General features: G+C 52.6%; 15 protein-coding genes. 5 read left to right on the top strand and 10 right to left on the bottom strand.

Annotation, left to right across the window (positions count from 1 at the left end; translation table 11 throughout):
* Positions 1-54 precede the first annotated feature (54 nt).
* Both elyC and SPK40_RS02175 read left to right on the top strand, forming a co-directional pair.
* Positions 55-867 (top strand): envelope biogenesis factor ElyC, encoded by an 813-nt coding sequence (elyC, locus tag SPK40_RS02180; protein ID WP_248140628.1) that lies wholly within the window; start codon positions 55-57, stop codon positions 865-867.
* A 261-nt stretch (positions 868-1,128) separates the two neighbouring features.
* Positions 1,129-2,517 carry an L-cystine transporter gene (locus SPK40_RS02175; RefSeq protein WP_248140629.1) on the top strand — a complete coding sequence of 463 codons (1,389 nt, stop codon included), beginning with the start codon at positions 1,129-1,131 and terminating at the stop codon, positions 2,515-2,517.
* A 98-nt stretch (positions 2,518-2,615) separates the two neighbouring features.
* Here SPK40_RS02175 and SPK40_RS02170 read toward each other — a convergent pair whose 3' ends face one another.
* Positions 2,616-4,403 carry a sigma-54-dependent Fis family transcriptional regulator gene (locus SPK40_RS02170; protein WP_330959264.1) on the bottom strand — a complete coding sequence of 596 codons (1,788 nt, stop codon included), beginning with the start codon at positions 4,401-4,403 and terminating at the stop codon, positions 2,616-2,618.
* 268 nt (positions 4,404-4,671) lie between these two features.
* Between SPK40_RS02170 and exaC the strand changes: the two genes are divergently transcribed.
* On the top strand, positions 4,672-6,192 hold the full coding sequence (gene exaC / locus SPK40_RS02165) for an acetaldehyde dehydrogenase ExaC (protein ID WP_330959263.1): 1,521 nt from the start codon (positions 4,672-4,674) through the stop codon (positions 6,190-6,192).
* 81 nt (positions 6,193-6,273) lie between these two features.
* Here the strand turns inward: exaC and SPK40_RS02160 are convergent, their stop codons facing one another.
* The 6 genes from SPK40_RS02160 to SPK40_RS02135 form a co-directional block, all read right to left on the bottom strand.
* Positions 6,274-7,581 carry a serine hydrolase domain-containing protein gene (locus SPK40_RS02160; protein WP_330959262.1) on the bottom strand — a complete coding sequence of 436 codons (1,308 nt, stop codon included), beginning with the start codon at positions 7,579-7,581 and terminating at the stop codon, positions 6,274-6,276.
* A gap of 226 nt (positions 7,582-7,807) precedes the next feature.
* Entirely contained in the window at positions 7,808-8,554 is a 747-nt protein-coding gene (gene kdsB, locus SPK40_RS02155) for a 3-deoxy-manno-octulosonate cytidylyltransferase (protein WP_248140633.1), read from the bottom strand.
* Entirely contained in the window at positions 8,554-8,733 is a 180-nt protein-coding gene (locus SPK40_RS02150) for a Trm112 family protein (protein ID WP_248140634.1), read from the bottom strand. Before SPK40_RS02150 ends, kdsB begins: the two co-directional genes overlap by 1 nt.
* Positions 8,714-9,727: a tetraacyldisaccharide 4'-kinase gene (gene lpxK / locus SPK40_RS02145; protein WP_330959261.1), complete on the bottom strand. Its 1,014-nt coding sequence runs from the start codon at positions 9,725-9,727 to the stop codon at positions 8,714-8,716. The genes SPK40_RS02150 and lpxK overlap by 20 nt, the downstream gene beginning before the upstream one ends.
* Positions 9,728-9,738: 11 nt before the next feature.
* Positions 9,739-11,496, bottom strand: a complete 1,758-nt coding sequence (gene msbA / locus SPK40_RS02140; protein ID WP_330959260.1) for a lipid A ABC transporter ATP-binding protein/permease MsbA — start codon at positions 11,494-11,496, stop codon at positions 9,739-9,741.
* A 130-nt stretch (positions 11,497-11,626) separates the two neighbouring features.
* The gene (locus tag SPK40_RS02135; protein ID WP_330959259.1) at positions 11,627-13,921 is read right to left on the bottom strand and encodes a DNA internalization-related competence protein ComEC/Rec2; all 2,295 of its coding nucleotides are present in this window, start codon (positions 13,919-13,921) and stop codon (positions 11,627-11,629) included.
* A gap of 53 nt (positions 13,922-13,974) precedes the next feature.
* On the opposite strand from SPK40_RS02135, the gene SPK40_RS02130 reads away from it, so the two are divergent.
* On the top strand, positions 13,975-14,484 hold the full coding sequence (locus tag SPK40_RS02130; RefSeq protein WP_330959258.1) for a DUF2062 domain-containing protein: 510 nt from the start codon (positions 13,975-13,977) through the stop codon (positions 14,482-14,484).
* A 153-nt stretch (positions 14,485-14,637) separates the two neighbouring features.
* On the opposite strand, the gene lolE is transcribed toward SPK40_RS02130, so the two are convergent.
* The 3 genes from lolE to lolC are packed head-to-tail and all read right to left on the bottom strand — an operon-like array spanning position 14,638 to position 17,769.
* Positions 14,638-15,882 (bottom strand): lipoprotein-releasing ABC transporter permease subunit LolE, encoded by a 1,245-nt coding sequence (lolE, locus tag SPK40_RS02125; protein WP_330959841.1) that lies wholly within the window; start codon positions 15,880-15,882, stop codon positions 14,638-14,640.
* Positions 15,879-16,568 carry a lipoprotein-releasing ABC transporter ATP-binding protein LolD gene (gene lolD / locus SPK40_RS02120; protein WP_330959257.1) on the bottom strand — a complete coding sequence of 230 codons (690 nt, stop codon included), beginning with the start codon at positions 16,566-16,568 and terminating at the stop codon, positions 15,879-15,881. Before lolD ends, lolE begins: the two co-directional genes overlap by 4 nt.
* Positions 16,561-17,769 carry a lipoprotein-releasing ABC transporter permease subunit LolC gene (lolC, locus tag SPK40_RS02115; protein ID WP_330959840.1) on the bottom strand — a complete coding sequence of 403 codons (1,209 nt, stop codon included), beginning with the start codon at positions 17,767-17,769 and terminating at the stop codon, positions 16,561-16,563. The genes lolD and lolC overlap by 8 nt, the downstream gene beginning before the upstream one ends.
* Before the next feature lie 188 nt (positions 17,770-17,957).
* On the opposite strand from lolC, the gene SPK40_RS02110 reads away from it, so the two are divergent.
* Complete coding sequence (locus SPK40_RS02110; RefSeq protein WP_330959256.1) at positions 17,958-18,533, top strand: PilZ domain-containing protein; 576 nt, start codon at positions 17,958-17,960, stop codon at positions 18,531-18,533.
* Positions 18,534-18,537: the final 4 nt, after the last annotated feature.

Genomic DNA, 18,537 nt, shown 5'->3' with positions numbered 1-18,537 from the left:
AAAGGCTTGGAGCACGTTTTCAAGCTCAATTGCTGAAATTTCGGACGACCTGATATGTTTGAACTGAAAAAAATCTTGTCGGCTTTTCTGATGCCTCTGCCACTGCTGCTGATTATCGGTGTTACCGGTCTGATGGTACTTTGGTTTACACGCCGACAGAAACTGGCCTCCTGGCTGCTGAGCATCTCCCTGCTAGGTATTTTCCTGGTGGCATTCCAGCCTATCTCGACCCATCTGCTCAGACCGCTGGAGCGAGAATACAAAGGCTATATTCCATCCGGACAACCGGTTGATTACATCATGGTGCTGGGCAACAGTCATGTGGTCGACAAAGAGTTACCAATGACCTCGGAACTGTCCCGCGCTTCTCTGATGCGTCTGGCAGAAGCAATCCGCATTCACAACCTCTCTCCGGGCTCTAAAATTATCCTCTCCGGGTATGACGGCGGAACGGAGATCAGCCAGGCACGGATGATGGCGAAAGTCGCAACGGCCCTGGGCGTGAACAAACTGGACGTCCTGCTGCTTGAAACGGCCAAAGATACCTGGGAAGAAGCCTTCCAGGCCGCTTCGGTGGTCGGGAAACGAAGCCTGGTTCTGGTGACCTCTGCCAGTCACATGCCGCGCGCTATCACAGAATTTAAACTGGCAGGCCTGGACCCGATTCCGGCCCCGACCAATTTTCTGGCCAGCAATAAAATTCACCAGCCATGGCTGAAGTACGCGCCGAAAGCACAGTACCTCGAGCAGACCGAACGCTTCTGGCATGAAACCCTCGGCCAGTGGTGGCAAAAACTGCGTGACATGGCCGACAGCGCCGGTCCCGTGAATGTGGTTCAGCCTGTCTCTGAAGACACGACCGCCTGATCCCTTCAGCCCGACCAACTCACAGCCAGGTACTTCCTGGCTGCTCCTCCCCAAAAAAGCGCTTTTTTACTTCAACTTGAACATGAATGCATCCATATTCTGTTTGGTTTTAACATGTTCCATTTTTGAATAGTCAAAGTAATGAGCAGCCATTTCTTCTGCGTCGCTTAATCCCTATGATGCAGGAAAATTTTATACAGTTCTGCGCACTGCCCTGTGCGACATTCCATACAGACTGAACCCCTTTAAGTAGAGAGAAATATGTATCTGGTCATCAATCTGGCGATTTTTGCACTGCTGATCGCCTTGCTGGTTCAACAGCAGAAACGTGAGCAAACACTGTCCAAACGTGTGTTCACTGGCCTTGGGCTGGGTGTTGTGTTTGGTGCTGCACTGCAGTTTTTCTATGGTGAAGGGAATGACACCATCGCCACAACGCTGAAATATGTCGGCATTGTTGGTTCTGGTTATGTCAGCCTGCTGAAAATGATTGTGATGCCGCTGATCATGGTTTCCATTATTGCAGCCATTGTGAAAGTGAAAAACGCAGGCTCACTGGGCAAAATTGCCGGTCTGAGCATTGGTATCCTGCTGGCAACGACAGCGGCCTCTGCGCTGATTGGTATTCTGGTCAGCAACCTATTTGGCCTGAGTGCCGAAGGCATTGTTCAGGGTGCCCGTGAAATTGCGCGTGGCGAAGCATTGCAAACGCGCCTGACATCAGTTGAAACGCTGTCCCTGGCGGACATGATTATTTCTTTCTTCCCGGCCAACCCGTTTGCTGATCTCGCGGGTAGCCGCCCGACATCCACCATCGCAGTCGTAATTTTCTCGGCTTTTGTTGGTGTTGCCAGCCTGACGGTTATCCGCACGCAGCCGGAACTGGGCAAGAGCCTGGAAACATTCGTCAATGTGGCACAAGAAGTGGTCCGGACGCTGGTACGTATGGTACTGGCGCTCACCCCGTATGGCGTGCTGGCCCTGATGACCAAAGTGGTTGCCGGTTCTAACTACAGCGACATCCTGAACCTGCTGAACTTTGTCGTTGCCTCCTACGTCGGTCTGGGACTGATCCTGGTGATGCACCTGCTGCTGGTGTCCGGCATTGGTGTCAACCCGATCCGCTTCCTGAAAAAGATTCTGCCAGTCCTGACATTCGCGTTCACTTCCCGTTCCAGTGCAGGCACCCTGCCCCTGAACATTGAAACGCAGGTCAAAAAACTGGGGAATGGCGAAGCTGTTTCAAACTTCTCGGCTTCATTCGGTGCCACCATGGGCCAGAACGGCTGTGCCGGTCTTTATCCTGCCATGCTGGCTGTGATGATTGCGCCAACCATCGGCATCAACCCAATGGATCCTGGCTTCATGCTGACGCTGATCGCAATTGTCACCATCAGCTCATTCGGTATTGCCGGTGTAGGCGGCGGCGCGACCTTTGCTGCACTGATTGTTCTGTCTGCGCTGGATATGCCGGTTGCTCTGGCGGGTCTGCTGATTTCAATCGAACCCCTGATTGATATGGGCCGTACCGCCGTGAACGTGAGCGGTTCGATGACTGCCGGCACAATCACCTCCCGGGTACTGGGTCAGGCTGACCACAGCGTTTTCGAGCAGGATGAAGAAATCAGCGGTGAGCGCGTCAACGCTTAACGCTCAGAGATTCATGCTCTGAAACCTCCCCTGAGAACGAAACAGCCCGGTCATTTGGCCGGGCTGTTTCTTGTCTGGCGTTTCTTTTTTGTCACTGACTACACCTGAATACCCAGCTTACGCAGACGGCGATACAGGGTATTGCGGCTGATACCCAATATCTTTGCAGTCCGGGAAATATTGCCGTGATTGGCCTGATAGGTTTCCAGTAAAGTGCCCGAAATTGCAGCTTCGAGTTTTTTCGTCTGCTGAGGGGCATCACTTGTATTGGCCGCAGATGGTAATTGAGTCGCGAAATGCTGCGGTAAATGTGCCAACGTCAGAACCGGCTCGCCTTCTGCCAGCGCTGCGGCCACTTTCAGCATATTGTCCAGTTCTCGAATATTCCCGGGCCAGTGATATCCGGCCAGCCGGTCTGATAACTCAGAGCAAATCTGCAAGGTCGCATCACTGTATTGCAGCAAAATCGCCTCGATCAGTTCGGCTTTGTCCTGCCGCTCCCGCAATGGCGGTAAACTGAGGATCAGGCCATTAAGCCGGTAATACAAATCTTCCCGGAACTGCCCTTCTGCAACCGCTTGGGCCAGGTCTTTATGGGTCGCGGCAATAATCCGGATGTCCACTTTCACAGGCTGGGTTGCCCCCACTGGCATCACTTCTTTTTCCTGCAAAACATGCAGCAGACGGGTTTGGGCGGATAATGGCAATTCAGCAATTTCATCCAGAAACAAAATCCCCTGATCCGCCTGTCGGATCCGTCCTTGCTGCCCCTGTCGGCTGGCACCGGTAAAAGCGCCTGGCACATACCCAAACAACTCAGACTCAATCAGATTTTGCGGCAGCGCACCACAGTTCACGGAAACCAGAGGGGCATGCCGTCTGGCACTGTGCTGATGGAGCTGTTTGACGAACTCCCCTTTCCCGACACCGGTTTCACCCAGCACCAACAAGTTAACGCCTTTATCAATCAGTTTACAGGCTTGCTGCCAGGCCAGTTCAACCCGGTCATCACCATGATGCAACGGGCAGGCCGGTGACCATAACTGACGAGATGAGATGCTGTTTTTTTTCTGTGCCGGTTTCATCATTTTCCGCTGAAAAACCAGTGGCAGGGCATGCCGGGTACTCCGCCGGGACGCCACCAGCGCATCAATATCACGGCCCAGCACAGGACGTTGACCCAGCAAGCGCTCGGCAACACTGTTATAAGCCAGAATCTTCCCTTGTTCATTGGCCACCAGAATGCCCTGCCAGCCGGTGTGCAACAAAGTCTGATCGCACGCCAGATCAATGCGTATGCTGGCTTCCGGCAACTGACACAACAACATATTTTCCACTTGTTGCACCATATGCTGAACAAACAGCCGGGTCTGGTCGGAGTGCACCTGCTGTTCGCTGGTAATATCCAGCACCCCAATCAGCTCACCAGACGGACTGAAAACCGGCCCTGCCGAGCAACTGATAAAACGGTGCTGGCGAATGAAATGCTGATCACCGACCACAGTAATGAACTGTTTTTCGGTGAGTGCATTGCCGATGGCATTCGTCCCTTTCAACCGCTCTTGCCAGCACACACCGGACTCAAGCGCAATGCCGGTTAATCGCTGCTCGAATCGGGACTGCCCCCAGGACTTGATAATCACCCCTTCGGTGTCGCCCAGCAGCAACCGGCTGTTGGTTCCGGCAAAAACCTGATTGAACAATGGCACCGCCTTATGTTCGACGGCTGCAATCAAATCAGCAGCATCTGAGCGACGCTCATCCAGCTGTGTGTGTTCCAGACGGATATTTTCAGGCAGCTGGCTCTCTCTCAGCCCGGCAATCTGGCATCGGTGCCATGATTCGGACAGCCAGTCGGCGGGATCCCGGCTTGCAAGTGTCGGCATGATCAAGTGTTCCATTTTGGGACAGTGTTCCATCCCTCTCTGAGAAAGAATGGAACACTGGCAGCGGACAACAGTTCAGCGCCCGAAGCGGCACCGTTTTTAATAATATTCGATTCATCATAGCTTTACATTTATTTAACAACAAGCCCGCCGCGTTGGCCCGCAACTTGCGTTGTGAATCGGGAAAACAAACATCACCCTTTTGTCTATCGCATTGAAAAGACGGGTGATTCGTCAAGGTTTGAAACAACAGGAAAAGGATATTGCTATGATCTACGCTCAACCGGGTTCCGCTGACGCGCTCATCCAATTCAAATCCCATTACGACAATTACATTGGCGGTGCATGGGTCAAACCTGTCTCCGGCCAATACTTCGACAATGTGTCACCGGTCAATGGCAAGGCCTATTGTCAGGTTGCCCGTTCCGGTGCGGCCGATATTGAACTGGCACTGGATGCGGCCCATGAAGCGCGTGTCAAATGGGCCACGACCAGTGTGACCGAGCGTTCCAATATTCTGCTGAAAATTGCCGACCGAATTGAAGCCAACCTCGAAATGCTGGCCATTGCTGAGTGCTGGGAAAACGGCAAACCCGTACGTGAAACTCTGGCAGCTGATCTGCCGCTGGTCGTCGATCATTTCCGTTACTTCGCCGGTTGTATCCGGGCACAGGAAGGCACCGCCGCTGAATTAGATGCCAACACCGCCAGCTACCATTTTCCGGAACCTGTGGGCGTGGTCGGCCAGATTATTCCCTGGAACTTCCCGATGCTGATGGCCGCGTGGAAGCTGGCACCAGCCATGGCCGCCGGATGCTGTGTGGTTCTGAAGCCCGCCGAACAGACGCCAACCTCCATTCTGGTGCTGCTGGAAACCATCGGTGACTTGATTCCGGCCGGTGTCGTGAACGTCGTCAACGGCTTCGGCAGCGAAGCCGGTCAGGCACTGGCAACCAGCAAACGCATCGCCAAGCTGGCCTTTACCGGTTCGACGGATGTGGGTCATCACATTCTGAAATGCGCCGCAGAAAACCTGATCCCGTCCACCGTTGAGCTGGGCGGGAAATCACCGAATGTTTACTTTGAAGACATTTTCGATCACGAAGATGCCTATCTGGATAAATGTGTCGAAGGTTTGCTGCTGGCCTTCTTCAATCAGGGAGAAGTCTGCACCTGTCCGAGCCGGGTTCTGGTGCAGGAATCGGTTTACGACAAGTTCATCACCAAAGTCATTGAACGAGCCAGCACCATTAAACAGGGGAACCCTCTGGATACCGACACTCAGGTCGGCGCGCAGGCATCTCAGGAGCAGTTCGACAAAATCCTGAGCTATCTCGAAATCGGCCGTCAGGAAGGTGCTGAAGTCTTACTGGGCGGTGATGTGGCAGTGCAGTCCGGAGAGATTGCATCCGGCTATTACATCGCACCGACCATGCTGAAAGGTCACAATAAAATGCGGGTGTTTCAGGAAGAAATCTTCGGCCCTGTGATTGCAATAACCACTTTCAAAGATGAAGCCGAGGCGCTGGCGATTGCCAATGACACCGAATACGGCTTAGGGGCCGGGGTGTGGACCCGGGACGCCAACCGCGCTTATCGCATGGGCCGGCAAATCGAAGCTGGCCGGATCTGGGTCAACTGCTACCACGCCTACCCCGCTCATGCAGCCTTTGGCGGCTATAAGAAATCCGGGATTGGCCGTGAAACCCACAAGATGATGCTGGATCACTATCAGAACACCAAAAACCTGCTGGTGAGCTACGATGTGAATCCGCTGGGTTTCTTCTGATACCGGAAGATTCATATCAACCCAAACGCGACCGGAGGCAATACGCCTCCGGGATTGAATGAAATTCAGGACAATTTCCGGCTAGAACTTCTTCAGCATTTTCACCAGCTGATCGAGCAACGCGGCACGCTTTCTGAAATCTATAAAGAAGTTATTCAGCAACAAAACCAGCCCATCACCAGAATAAGGATCAATCATGACTCGGGATAAAATTCCCGGTCCGCCGCCGTCATGTCCCCAAAAAACTTCATTCCTGCCCCATGGGAATCGAAACCATCCCAGGCCAATAGCACTCCCGGTGAGTGGATCCAGACGCTGCATTTGCCATAATTGCTGCATGGTCTCCACTTTGAGTAAAGGCTGTGCCGCATGATTAGAAGGCAGAAAAGCACACAGAAAAGAGACCAGTGATACTGTTGAACTCCCGAGCAAGCCCGCAGCATTAAATGGCGAATCATATTCACATTGGGTAAAGGCATAATAGGCTTCGTCACGATTCATCTGTACTTCGACAGAACTCAGGTAACCTTTCTCTCTCATGGTATTGGTATAGACCGCCATGACAGGTGTCCGCGGGCTACGCTTCGCTTCGTAAGGTGTTATCAGCCGTTGTTGATCCAAGGTACTCGTAGTCCACGCCATGTCTGTGGCCGAGATGGGTTCAAAAATAAAACGACGAGTATAGGATTCAAAAGACATCTGGCTGACCTGCTCAATGAGGTATGCCGCCACCATCGCATTCAGATTTGAGTAGCCGGAAATCACACCCAGTGGATCTGCAGTCAACTGTGGGAAATCACCGGGCCGATAGGGATCAAACACTTTTTTCAGATCGGTTTTCAAACCGTCCGGGGCAATGTTTGTGTCGACCCAATCCTTTAATGTCCCTCCTTCTGCCGAGCAGAAAAAATCGGCCATACTGTCCGGCGCTGACGTCATCCTTCGAGTCGACAAAGAAGAACTGTGCGTGAGCAGATGATAAGGCGTAATCGGTGTTTCCGGATAATCAGGATTTCTCAACGGAAAGCCAAAATAACCACTGACATCACCATGCAGATCAACCTTGCCGTTTTCCACCAGTTGCATCAAGGCTGTCCAGGTGATCAATTTAGAGACTGAACCCAGTGACGGCCAGATACTATCCAGCGTTGCAGGCACGCCGCTATCCAAGTTTTGATAACCAAAACCTTTTCCCCAAACCATCTGGCCATTTTTGATCAAAGCGGCGCTAATTGATGCGGCAGGCAGATCCGTTAAAGCATCATTGAACATGTTGTCCAAAGCCTCCTTCGGCGTTTGCCCGGCATTGAGCCACCACGCGCCTGTGGCACCCGCAACACCGGCAATCACAGCACCTTTCAGTAAACCTCTCCGAGAAATCTTTTCCATCGTTAACCTGCATTTGTCGCCATATGAAGCGTCAGATTTGGGTAAAGCATCGGAGCAATCACAAGTCCAACACCGCCACCTGATAAGCGACTTATTTTATAACGAATAAAAAGGAGAAATCTGCACCATGAGTCACTGATGTGAAATCAGTTGCTAAGAATGGTTGTATATGAATGGTCAAGACGTGCAAAAAGCCGGTCTGATGACCGGCTGTTGAATGTCGTGTTTACTGAATCAGCAAACGGACTTTTTCCAGATCTTCCGGTGTGTCTACACCAGCTGGCGGCGGCTCAATCGCGACATCGACATGGATTTTCTCACCATGCCAGAGCACACGCAGTTGCTCCAGCGACTCGATCTTCTCGAGTGTGCTGGGCTCCCAATGGATGTAAGTGTTGATGAAACCCGCCCGGTAGGCATAAATCCCAATGTGACGCAGCAGGTTCTGATGAATCTCCTGCGGGCGTTTTGCGAAGTTATCGCGATCCCATGGAATCGATGCACGGCTGAAATAAAGCGCGTAACCATTTTTGTCCGTGACAACTTTCACCGCATTCGGGTTAAAGACTTCATCAGCATGGTCAATTTCAACGGCCAGTGTCGCCATCGGCGCGATACTGTGTGCAAGGTTATCCGCTACCTGACGAATAATGCTCGGCGGAATTAAAGGCTCATCCCCCTGCACATTCACGACAATTTCATCTGCAGCGAGCTGATACTTTTCGACCACCTCGGCCAGACGCTCAGTCCCTGAATCATGATCAGCCCGCGTCATGCAGACCTCGCCACCAAAGCCTTTCACAGTATCCGCAATACGCTGATCATCTGTTGCAACAATCACCTGTTTTGCGCCTGCTTTGCTGGCCTGCTCGTAGACCCATTGGATCATCGGCTTTCCGGCAATATCAGCCAACGGTTTACCCGGCAGACGTGACGATTGATAGCGAGCCGGAATAATGACCGTAAATGACATTACATCACCTCTTCCGCACTCAGAGTCCGTGCTTCTGGCTCCAGAAGAACCGGGATGCCGTCTTTGATCGGATAAGCCAGACGATCAAATTTGCAGATCAGCTCATGATTGTCTTTATCAAAGTGCAGTTTGCCTTTACATACCGGGCAAGCAACGATTTCAAGCAGACGATGATCCATATTCTTCCTTCACTTTTTTAATTTGATTCAACAATTCTGTCGACTCCGGTTCAGACAACCGGGCTCTGACAGGCAGATACCACCAGTTTGGCTGAGCGAAATCCTGACATTTCACCGCATCTTTTTCCGTCATCACCAGATGCTGGCCCAACTTCTCCAGCTCGCTCAATGCTTCAACTGTATACGGCTGATGATCCGGAAAAGACTGGCAATGGACAGGGGTCAGTCCTAATGCGTTCAGTGTAGCGAAAAAACGGGGCGGATGACCGATACCCGCCATTGCAACAACATCCTGCAAACGTTCTGCGGGGCGATGTTCCCCTGTCACGAGATTCACCATCATTTCGGGCTCCAGCTGCATACTGATTTCACCCGGCTTGGCATCTCCGCCGTTACAGATCAGGAAATCAACTTCCTTCAGTCTGTCACACGATTCACGGAGCGGCCCCATTGGAATAAGCATTTCATTGCCAAAACGGCGCTTGCCGTCAATTACGACAATTTCGATGTCCCTGTTGAGGGCATAATGCTGAAGACCGTCATCCGTGATAATCACATCGACCTCATTTTCCAGCATCTTGACCGCTTCAGATCGTTGAGGCGCCACCACGACCGGAGCGCCGGTACGACGCGCGATCAGCACAGGCTCATCACCGGCTTCAGCCGTGGTTGTCTGTGCGGTCAGCCGCAACGGATAATGTGCAGATTTACCACCATAGCCACGGGAGACCACGCCGACTTTCATGCCCTGAGCCTGAAGCTGCTCGACCAGCCAAATCACCACCGGAGTCTTGCCATTACCTCCGGCGGTAATATTACCCACAACCACCACAGGTACACAGGCGCGGTAAGCCTGCTTCTTTCCGTTCTGATAAGCCTGCCGGCGGGACCGGCTCAGCCAGCCAAAGAGCTTGCTCAATGGCCAGAACACGGGTGCAAGCGCCCACCCGGCCGGGTGGCGCTCAAACCAGATTTTTTCGATCAGGTTCGCCATGAGGTGCCTGCTCAGTCGCCAAACTGAATGCGATGCAGCTGTGCATAGGCGCCGTCTTTTTCCAGCAACTGCGCATGCACACCGCGCTCAATGATTTCACCTTCATCCACCACCAGAATTTCATCAGCATTCTCGATCGTCGACAGACGGTGTGCAATCACCAGAACCGTTTTGTCTTTCTGCAGCTCATCCAGTGCCGCCTGAATCGCACGCTCAGATTCCGTATCCAGCGCCGAAGTTGCCTCATCCAGAATCAGAATAGGCGCATCACGCAGCAGTGCACGGGCAATGGCGATACGCTGACGCTGACCACCGGACAAGCTGACACCGTTTTCACCGATAACCGTATCCAGACCTTGTTCCATGCCTTGAATGAAGTCCATGGCAAAAGCCAGTTCAGCCGCTTTTTCAATATCTGCGCGGCTGTAACGATCGCCGCTGGCATATGCGATATTGTTGGCAATCGAGTCGTTAAACAGGTGGACATTCTGGGAGACAATCGCGACCTGATCACGCAGATTGGCCAGCTTGTATTCGTGAATATCACGGCCATCGATGGTAATAACACCGGAATCGATGTCATAGAAACGTGTCAGCAGGTTCGCAATAGTACTTTTTCCTGAACCGGAGCGGCCGACCAGTGCCAGCGTTTTACCGGCAGGGAGATCAAAGCTGACCTGACGAAGTGCGGGGGTGTCTTTAGTCGGATAAGTGAAGGTCACGTCTTTGAAAGTGACATCCCCTTTTACACGTTCAGCAACGTATGTACCGTGATCTTTTTCAGTTTCCATTTCCATCAGGCCAAACAGGGTCTGACAGGCGGCCATACCACGCTGGAACTGAGACGTTACATTGGTCAGCGCTTTTAACGGACGCATCATGCCGAACATCGCACCAAATACCAGCGCAAAAGTTCCCGGTGTCAGTTCGCTGCGCAGGCTTTCTGTATTAGCCAGCAGCAGCACAGCAACCAGAGCCATCGACGCAATAATCTGAATAACCGGGTTGGCGATCGCCTGCGCAGAAACCAGCTTCATGGTTTGCTGACGCATACTGTTACTGACTTTCTCAAAGCGGGATTGCTCAACATGCTGACCACCGTAGCTCAGCACAACTTTGTGTCCTTTCAGCATCTGTTCGGCAGATGAAGTGACCGACCCCATGGTGTCCTGCATGTTTTTGGAAATGCGGCGAAAACGCTTGGAGACGATCCGGATACTGACGGCGACCACAGGCGCAATCACCAGTAAGATGGCGGAGAGTTGCCAGCTGTTCCAGAACATCATGGTCATTAAGGCAATGATGGTTGCCCCTTCTCGGACCAGGCTGACCAGCGCGCCACTGGTTGCTGAAGCAACCTGCTCGCTGTCATAGGTAATGCGGGAAAGCAGCGCACCGGACGATTCCTTATCAAAAAAGCTGACCGGCATTTTCATGAAATGGTTAAACACCTGGCGACGCATATTCATCACCACGTTGCCCGACACCCAGGACAGACAGTAAGTTGAAACAAAGCCGCTCAATCCGCGAACCAACATCAACCCAAGAAGATAAAAAGGCATCATTGCCAGGAAATTGGATTCCACGCTGTTCAGACCGCCAAAACTTTCGTCCATCAACGGTTTGATCATCGACAGCATCAGTGCGTCACTGGCAGCATTGACAACCAGAGCGATAACGGCGGCAATCAGCCCCGTCTTATATAAACTGATAGAAGGCCAGAGTCGTTTAAACGTATCCCAAGTGGATTGATCGTTAACTTGTGTCATGTAAAACCGATTGTTATCTGTTAGTGGCGGCTATTCTACTCGTTAACTTGAAATGCACCAAGTCAGTTGCCAACGCCTGCAGGCGCCTCACGCCTGTTTTTACAGCAAATTGCAGATCATTCAGTCAATATCACGGTCTGAACAATGCCTGATACCAGTCCGTTCTGTGATCCTGCCGGTAACGTGTCACCGTGATCTCTCCCTTATGGATACGAAGATTGATTTGCCCGCTTTCCGACGTGTCCAGCCAGGTGATGCCATGCGAGCGATAACGCTCCCGGATCCGCACTGATGGTAAGGGCCAGGGGCTGTATTTCCCCGTTGAAACCAACGCGTAACGGGCTTGCAGCGATTGCAGCCAGGTCTGTGTAGACGAGGTATTACTGCCATGGTGTGGCACCAGTAAAATGTCTGCTTTCAGTTCAGGTTCGAGCCGGGCCAGCAAGAGTTCAGAAATGGCATCAATATCACCGGTTAACAGCAGGCTTGTCTGAGATTCAGGATTCAGCCGGGCATCACTGACCTGGATCACGCAGGAATGCGGGTTTGCTGCTCGCCCGACCCGCTTTGGCGGCCACAACACCTGAAAACTCAAATCCAGCCAGCGCCAGGCTTGCCCGCGGACACAGGGGGCAAAACCTTCACGCCTGTCGCTGCTTCGTTGCCAGTCAGGAGAAAGTCTTTCCAGCACATCTGCCGTGCCACCCGCATGGTCAGCATCCGCGTGACTGAGCATGAAACCATCGAGCCCGGTAATGCCCCACCGGTGCAATACTGGCTCTACCACGGAAAGCACCATGCTGCCTCCCGGCCAGTGGTTTCCGGTGTCATAAAGAACAGCCCGGCCATGTCGCTGAATGATGACGGCAAGACCATGTCCGACATCCAGCATATCGATTTGCCAGTCTTGTGGCGGGACGCGATAACTTTTATATCCGGTATAACTTCCCCACAGCACAATCGCCACACTCAGATGTAAGCCTGCGAACTGACGCCAGGGCAGAAACCATCCCATCGTCAGCAGGACGATCAGAATCAGCAAGCCCCAGAACAATCCATCAGAAAGCGGCAGCCAGGTCCCCGAAGTCAGAGTCGCGACGTTCATCACCGGGTGAAGTGACCCGTCTGCCATTTGCCAGAACATCCCTGAGATTGCCGGAAAGGCCAGCGTAACAACAGCCAGCAGGACCAAAGGCACAGTGATCAGGCTGACCCAGGGTACAGCCAGCAGATTGACGAGCGGCGCGACCGGCGAAATCCCACCAAACCATACCCATTGTAATGGCAGCATCAGCCCCAGTAACACCAGTTGCAGCAACATGTATACCCGGCAGTTTTCTCGCCAGGCAGCGACTCCAGAAACCGAGATCCCTTTTCTGCGCCGGATCCCCCCGACATTCGCCAGATAAAGCACCAGCACTGCGCCGAAGGACAGCCACAGACCAGCCGAATATGTTGCGAGGGGATTGAGGAAGAGACAAACCGTGAACACCAGCAGCCACACTCGCATGCCACTCCAGACCACTTCCAGCCGGATGAGCAATAAGCAGAGGGCGGACATCAGCAGCGCTCTTTGGGTCGGAATACTGAAACCGGCCAGCCAGGCATACCCCAAGGCGAGTAAGAGCGCCAGCCATAACGGCAACCAGTATGTCTCCTGACGTTCCGGCAATGCGCCACGCACGCGGTTCCCGGCCCACCAGCCCCAGGCGACGACCAGTCCGATATGCAGCCCGGAAATTGCCATCAGATGTGCCAGCCCGCTGTCGCGGAGAATTGTCCAGTCCTTTTGATCCAGCCCTTGCCGTTCACCAAAACTCAGTGCCAGTAAATAGGCCTGATAAGGCAACATTTCTGTCTGCTTTATCGCCTGTTCGAACCAGGTCTGGCGAAGACTGGTCTCAGATACCCCGGACAACAGCTGACCGGACAACACGGTACCAATTCCGTGAATTCCGGTTCCGACGGCGTATCGTTCGGCATTAAATCCCGCCGCATTGACACGTCCGTTCGGACGGCGCACACGAATATTGAACTTCCAGCGCTGCCCTTGTCTGAATACAGGTGCGTTGGGCCATTCGAGTTGTAACTGTATCTTTTCTTTGCGCTGAAGATCGCGGTCAGACACAGTTTCAGTTAAGAAAATGAATTTCTTATCAAGAATATTATGATTTATTAGGCTACGAACTTCGCCAGTTATGGTAATATTTCCGCGCTCCAGCGGAAGACGGTTCACGGTCTGACTATAATCAGCTGCAATCAACCAAGCCCAGAGCCCACCCATCGCGAACGTCAAAATTATGACGGATCGCAAACACAGGTATATCGCTCCACCGATAATCATGGCTGTAATAAAGCAGATGTAATCTGGCAAGGATGGCCAGAAGTGAAGTGACAAAATCCCGAGAGATAAACCGGCAGTCATCTGGTACATCATGACAACCCGATGAATACAGCCAAAAGAAAAAACGACATACGATGCCAAAACAACTCATAAAACGCTTCATGCCCAGCCCGGAAATGATTAAAAGCCATAAAGCTTTGAAAGTGTTTGGTACTGTGCTGCATAACCCTAACCTGTGGTGTCTGAACCGCCGCTCTGCCTCAGGCGCATTTGCGGTTGGTCTGTTTATGGCTTATGTGCCTTTACCGAGCCAGATGATCATGGCTGCCGGTCTGGCCATACTATTTGGTGTCAACCTGCCGCTTTCCGTCTCCCTCGTTTGGATCACGAATCCCATTACCATGCCCGTCATGTTTTATGCGGCCTATAAACTCGGGGCGTGGTTAATGAATGTGCCTTACCAGCCGTTCCACTTCGAACTGTCCTGGGCCTTCCTGCAGGAGCAGATGAGTCAGATTGGCCCGCCATTTCTGCTGGGCTGCTTTGTTTGTGGCACGATCTGTGCGCTGGTTGGCTACTTTGGTATCCGGGGATTCTGGCGCTATTCTGTCGTACGCAGCTGGAACAAACGCCGTTTCCGTTAACCGCATTCTGCACCGATACAAAAAAACCTCGCAATGCGAGGTTTTTTATTGGAAATCGAACTGGAAGACACAGCACCATGCTTCCGGAGACATCAGACAATCTGTCTGCATCCGCTCCGGGGCATGTCACACATTTTGCACGTAACCCTACGGTTATTTCGCACTCAGTACCTGTGCCGGTTGTAATGCACTGGCACGTCTGGCCGGATACCAGGTCGCCAGCAGGCTCAGCAAAGTGGCCGTCGCCATGACCAGCACAACATCCTGCCATTCCAGCTGGGTCGGCAGAAAATTCACAAAGTAAATATCCCCGGACAGGAACTTGTGTCCTATCAGACGTTCGACAAACTGTGCGATTGACGTCAGATTCAGCGCCACGGAAGCACCGAGCGCAGCGCCCAGCAGACTCCCCAGCAGTCCTGCAAGCAATCCGTGCCAGACAAAAATCATCCGCACCAGCCGATCGCCCGCGCCCATCGTGCGCAGAATCGCAATATCTGCCGCCCGGTCTTTCACGGCCATCATCAGAGTCGAGATGATATTGAAACAAGCGACACCGATCACCAGAACCATCACCAGATACATAATGGTACGGACCAGTTGAATATCCCGGTACAAATAACCGTATTTCTGAGTCCAGCTCTTCAGGTAGACATAAACAGGCAGGGTCATGCCGACCTCTTTGACAATGGCCGTAGCATCCAGCACTTGGTCGACATTAATCGCAATCCCCGAGATTCCCTCACCCATGGCCAGATAGTCCTGCGCATCTTTCAGCGGAACCAGAGCAAAGTTATGATCGATTTGCCCCCCCAGCGCCAGAACACCGGCCACCTGAAGCCGAATCCGCTTAGGCGCTTTAAGCTGCTGACCACTATCCCGGTTCGGCAACATTGCGGAGATCCAGTCTCCGACACCAATGCCCAGTAAATCTGCGACGCCCTGTCCCAGAATAATCTGCTTCTGACCTGCTTTCAGATTCTGCCAGGCATTGTCTTTCACATAATTTGGCAGCGCACTGACCCGGGTTTCCAGCAGCGGATCAACGCCCCGGACTTCGACCGCTTTCAGCTGAGTCCCTTTCTCCAGCAACGCAGTAAACTGGACATAAGGCGCAGCCGCCTTCACCCGCTGATTCTGCTCAACCGTTTCCAGTACCGGTTTCCATTCGTTGAAAGGCGGGCGAACAGCTTCCAGTTCTCCGTGCGGAATCACAGCCAGCACCCGGTTTTGCAATTCCCGCTCAAAGCCATTCATGGCTGACAGGCCGATGATAATGACCGCCACGCCCACCGCTATTCCCAAAATGGAGGAAATGGAGATAAATGACACCATCCGGTTGCGTTTTCTGGCCCTGCTGAAGCGACTACCGATAAATAATGACAATGGACGCATCAGGCCACCTCAACCGCCGCCAGCTGACCATCCTGCATGTGGAGACAGCGATCCAGCTTTGATGCCAGTTCATTATCATGGGTCACCACCAGAAAAGCCGTTCCGGACTCCCGGTTCAGCTTGCGCATCAGGTCATAAATCTCCAGTGCCGTTTTATGGTCCAGATTTCCGGTCGGTTCATCGGCCAGTACCAGCGCCGGTTTATTCACCAGAGCACGGGCTATCGCCACACGCTGACGTTCACCGCCACTCAGTTCAGAAGGACGATGAGTGTATCTGTGACTCAGTCCGACCTGGCCCAGGATGCTTCTGGCCTGCTCGATTGCCTTCACGGCCGAAACACCGCCAATCATCAATGGCATCGCGACGTTCTCTTCTGCCGTAAAATCCGCAAGCAGATGATGGAACTGGTAAACAAAGCCGATATCCTGATTGCGGATTTTCGCCTGTTTATTCGCACTCATACTGTTGAGTTTCTGGCCTTTGAAAAACACATCCCCTTTCGTTGGCGCATCCAGCGCACCCAGCAGATGCAACAAGGTACTTTTACCGGAACCGGACGAACCGACAATCGCCACCAGTTCCCCGGCATTGATTTCCAGGCTAATATCATTCAGTACCTGGGTTTCCAGTTGGGCTTCCCGGTACACCTTGAAGAGGTTTCGGCATACCAACAATGAATTACTCATAACGCAAGGCCTCTGCAGGACGGACGGAAGCCGCCCGGTAAGAAGGAAATAAGGTTGCTAATAAACTCAGGCTGATTGCGCCAAGAATGACTGTTGCAACCTGTAACGGCTTCACCTCAACCGGCAAAGCGCCGCCCAGATTGACCAGGTTGATCCCCAGCAGCGACATCAGGGGGTTAATATTCAAAGCGAGGATGGTCCCGAGAATGCCGCCGGTTAATGCCCCAATCACCCCACTGCTGGCGCCCTGAACCATAAAAGTCAGCAGAATCTGACGGCTGGTCATGCCCTGAGTTTTCAGAATTGCCACTTCAGCCTGTTTTTCCATCACAACCATGATCAGGGCGGAAATGATATTAAACGCGGCCACACCAACCACCAGTCCCAGCATCAGGCCCATCATGTTCTTTTCCATTTTGACCGCCTGAAACAGCTCGCCTCGCTGCTCCCGCCAGTCAGACCACTGCCAGTTGTCCGGCAACGGCATTTGAGAAAGCTGCGTGACACTGAATGGATCCTCAAGGAACAGACGCCAGCCTGAAAACTCGCCGGGTTTATAACGCAGCAACCGGCCGGCATCTTCAATATTGGTCAGCACCAGTGACTTATCAACATCCGATCCGGTGAAGTAAATCCCGGCAACGATGAAATTACGCTGGCTGGGAATGCGGCCGAGCGGCGTGTAAACACTGACACTCGTGACCATCAGACGAACTTTGTCGCCAACTCTGACACCCAGTTGCTGTGCCATACCATTCCCCAGAATCACCCGGTAGCTGCCGGGTGTCAGGTCGCTGACAGCGCCCTGCACCATATGCGCAGCCAGCGGCTCAAAACCATCCGGCGTCACACCCAGCATAGAGCCCGCAGCCAGCGCATTCGGGCTTTGCAGCACCGCTTCCGCACGGGTCAATGGCGCAACCTGATTCACCTGAGGGATTGCAGAAAGTGCTGCCGGTGGCTGCTCGGGTTGTGTAAAGCGGCCATCGGGATGTGAGATCAGCGCCTGAGGCAACACACCTAAGATCCGATCTTTGAGCTGCTGCTCAAATCCGTTCATGACAGAGATCACAATTACCAGCGCCAGCACACCAATGGTAATGCCTGCGGTAGACATGCCGGAAACAAAGCGGCTGAACCGATCGCCGGAACGGCCTTTCAGATATCGAAGCCCAATAAATACGGGCAATGGATGAAACATCATTCGGTCTGGAACCATCCTGTTAACAGTGTTCAAAAGGATACCTTCTGACAGACGGGATTACCACGAAGTGGTGTAAAAGAAATGAAAAAAGAGTGGCTAAAAATCAAGCTCTTGATGCCTCCGGCTTGCCCGCCAGCCTGTGCTAAGTGATAATCGAAGCATCTGCATGAAAACACGAGTAACACATGAATCAGGACGAGTACTTTTCAGTCCATGCCGGGCTTACCATTAATGTTGAACCTTTGCCGGAACAATTTGAGCTGCCCGACGATCTGACGTTTATCCGCGAAATCCCGCCGCTATTTCGTGTTGCGAGTGAATGCAGCGAACTGGAGCACAATGCTGAAAAGGTTCTGCAGCAGGAAAGTAAAAACATGAACCGCACCCTGCTGGATTATCTGGCAACCCAGAATCATAAAATCAACCTGCTCCTGTCGTTTGTGCTTGCTCAGCAGGATGACCCGGCATTTCGCCAGATCACACAAACTTTTGGCGCCAGTCAGCTGACCTATATTTCCGGGCAGCCACTGAACGCCGGCAGCCCGGTCCGTTTGAAACTCTTTCTTGAAAATCCGCCTGCTGCCGTGTATTGCTATGCCAGTGTACAAAACTGCCAGCCAGCCGGGGATGATCGCTTTGAAGTTACTCTGCATTACACCCGACTGCAGGAAGAAGACAGGGATCTGCTTATCCGTGCGGCGTTACACATTCAGCAGAAACTGCTGAGGCAACGCGCGATGCAACGAAACGATAACCAATAATTTG

The sequence above is a fragment of the Photobacterium sp. 53610 genome (assembly GCF_036409375.1).
In the GTDB taxonomy this organism is placed as follows: domain Bacteria; phylum Pseudomonadota; class Gammaproteobacteria; order Enterobacterales; family Vibrionaceae; genus Photobacterium.
Note: the sequence above shows the minus strand (reverse complement) of the source record. Positions and strands in the feature narration are given on the sequence as shown.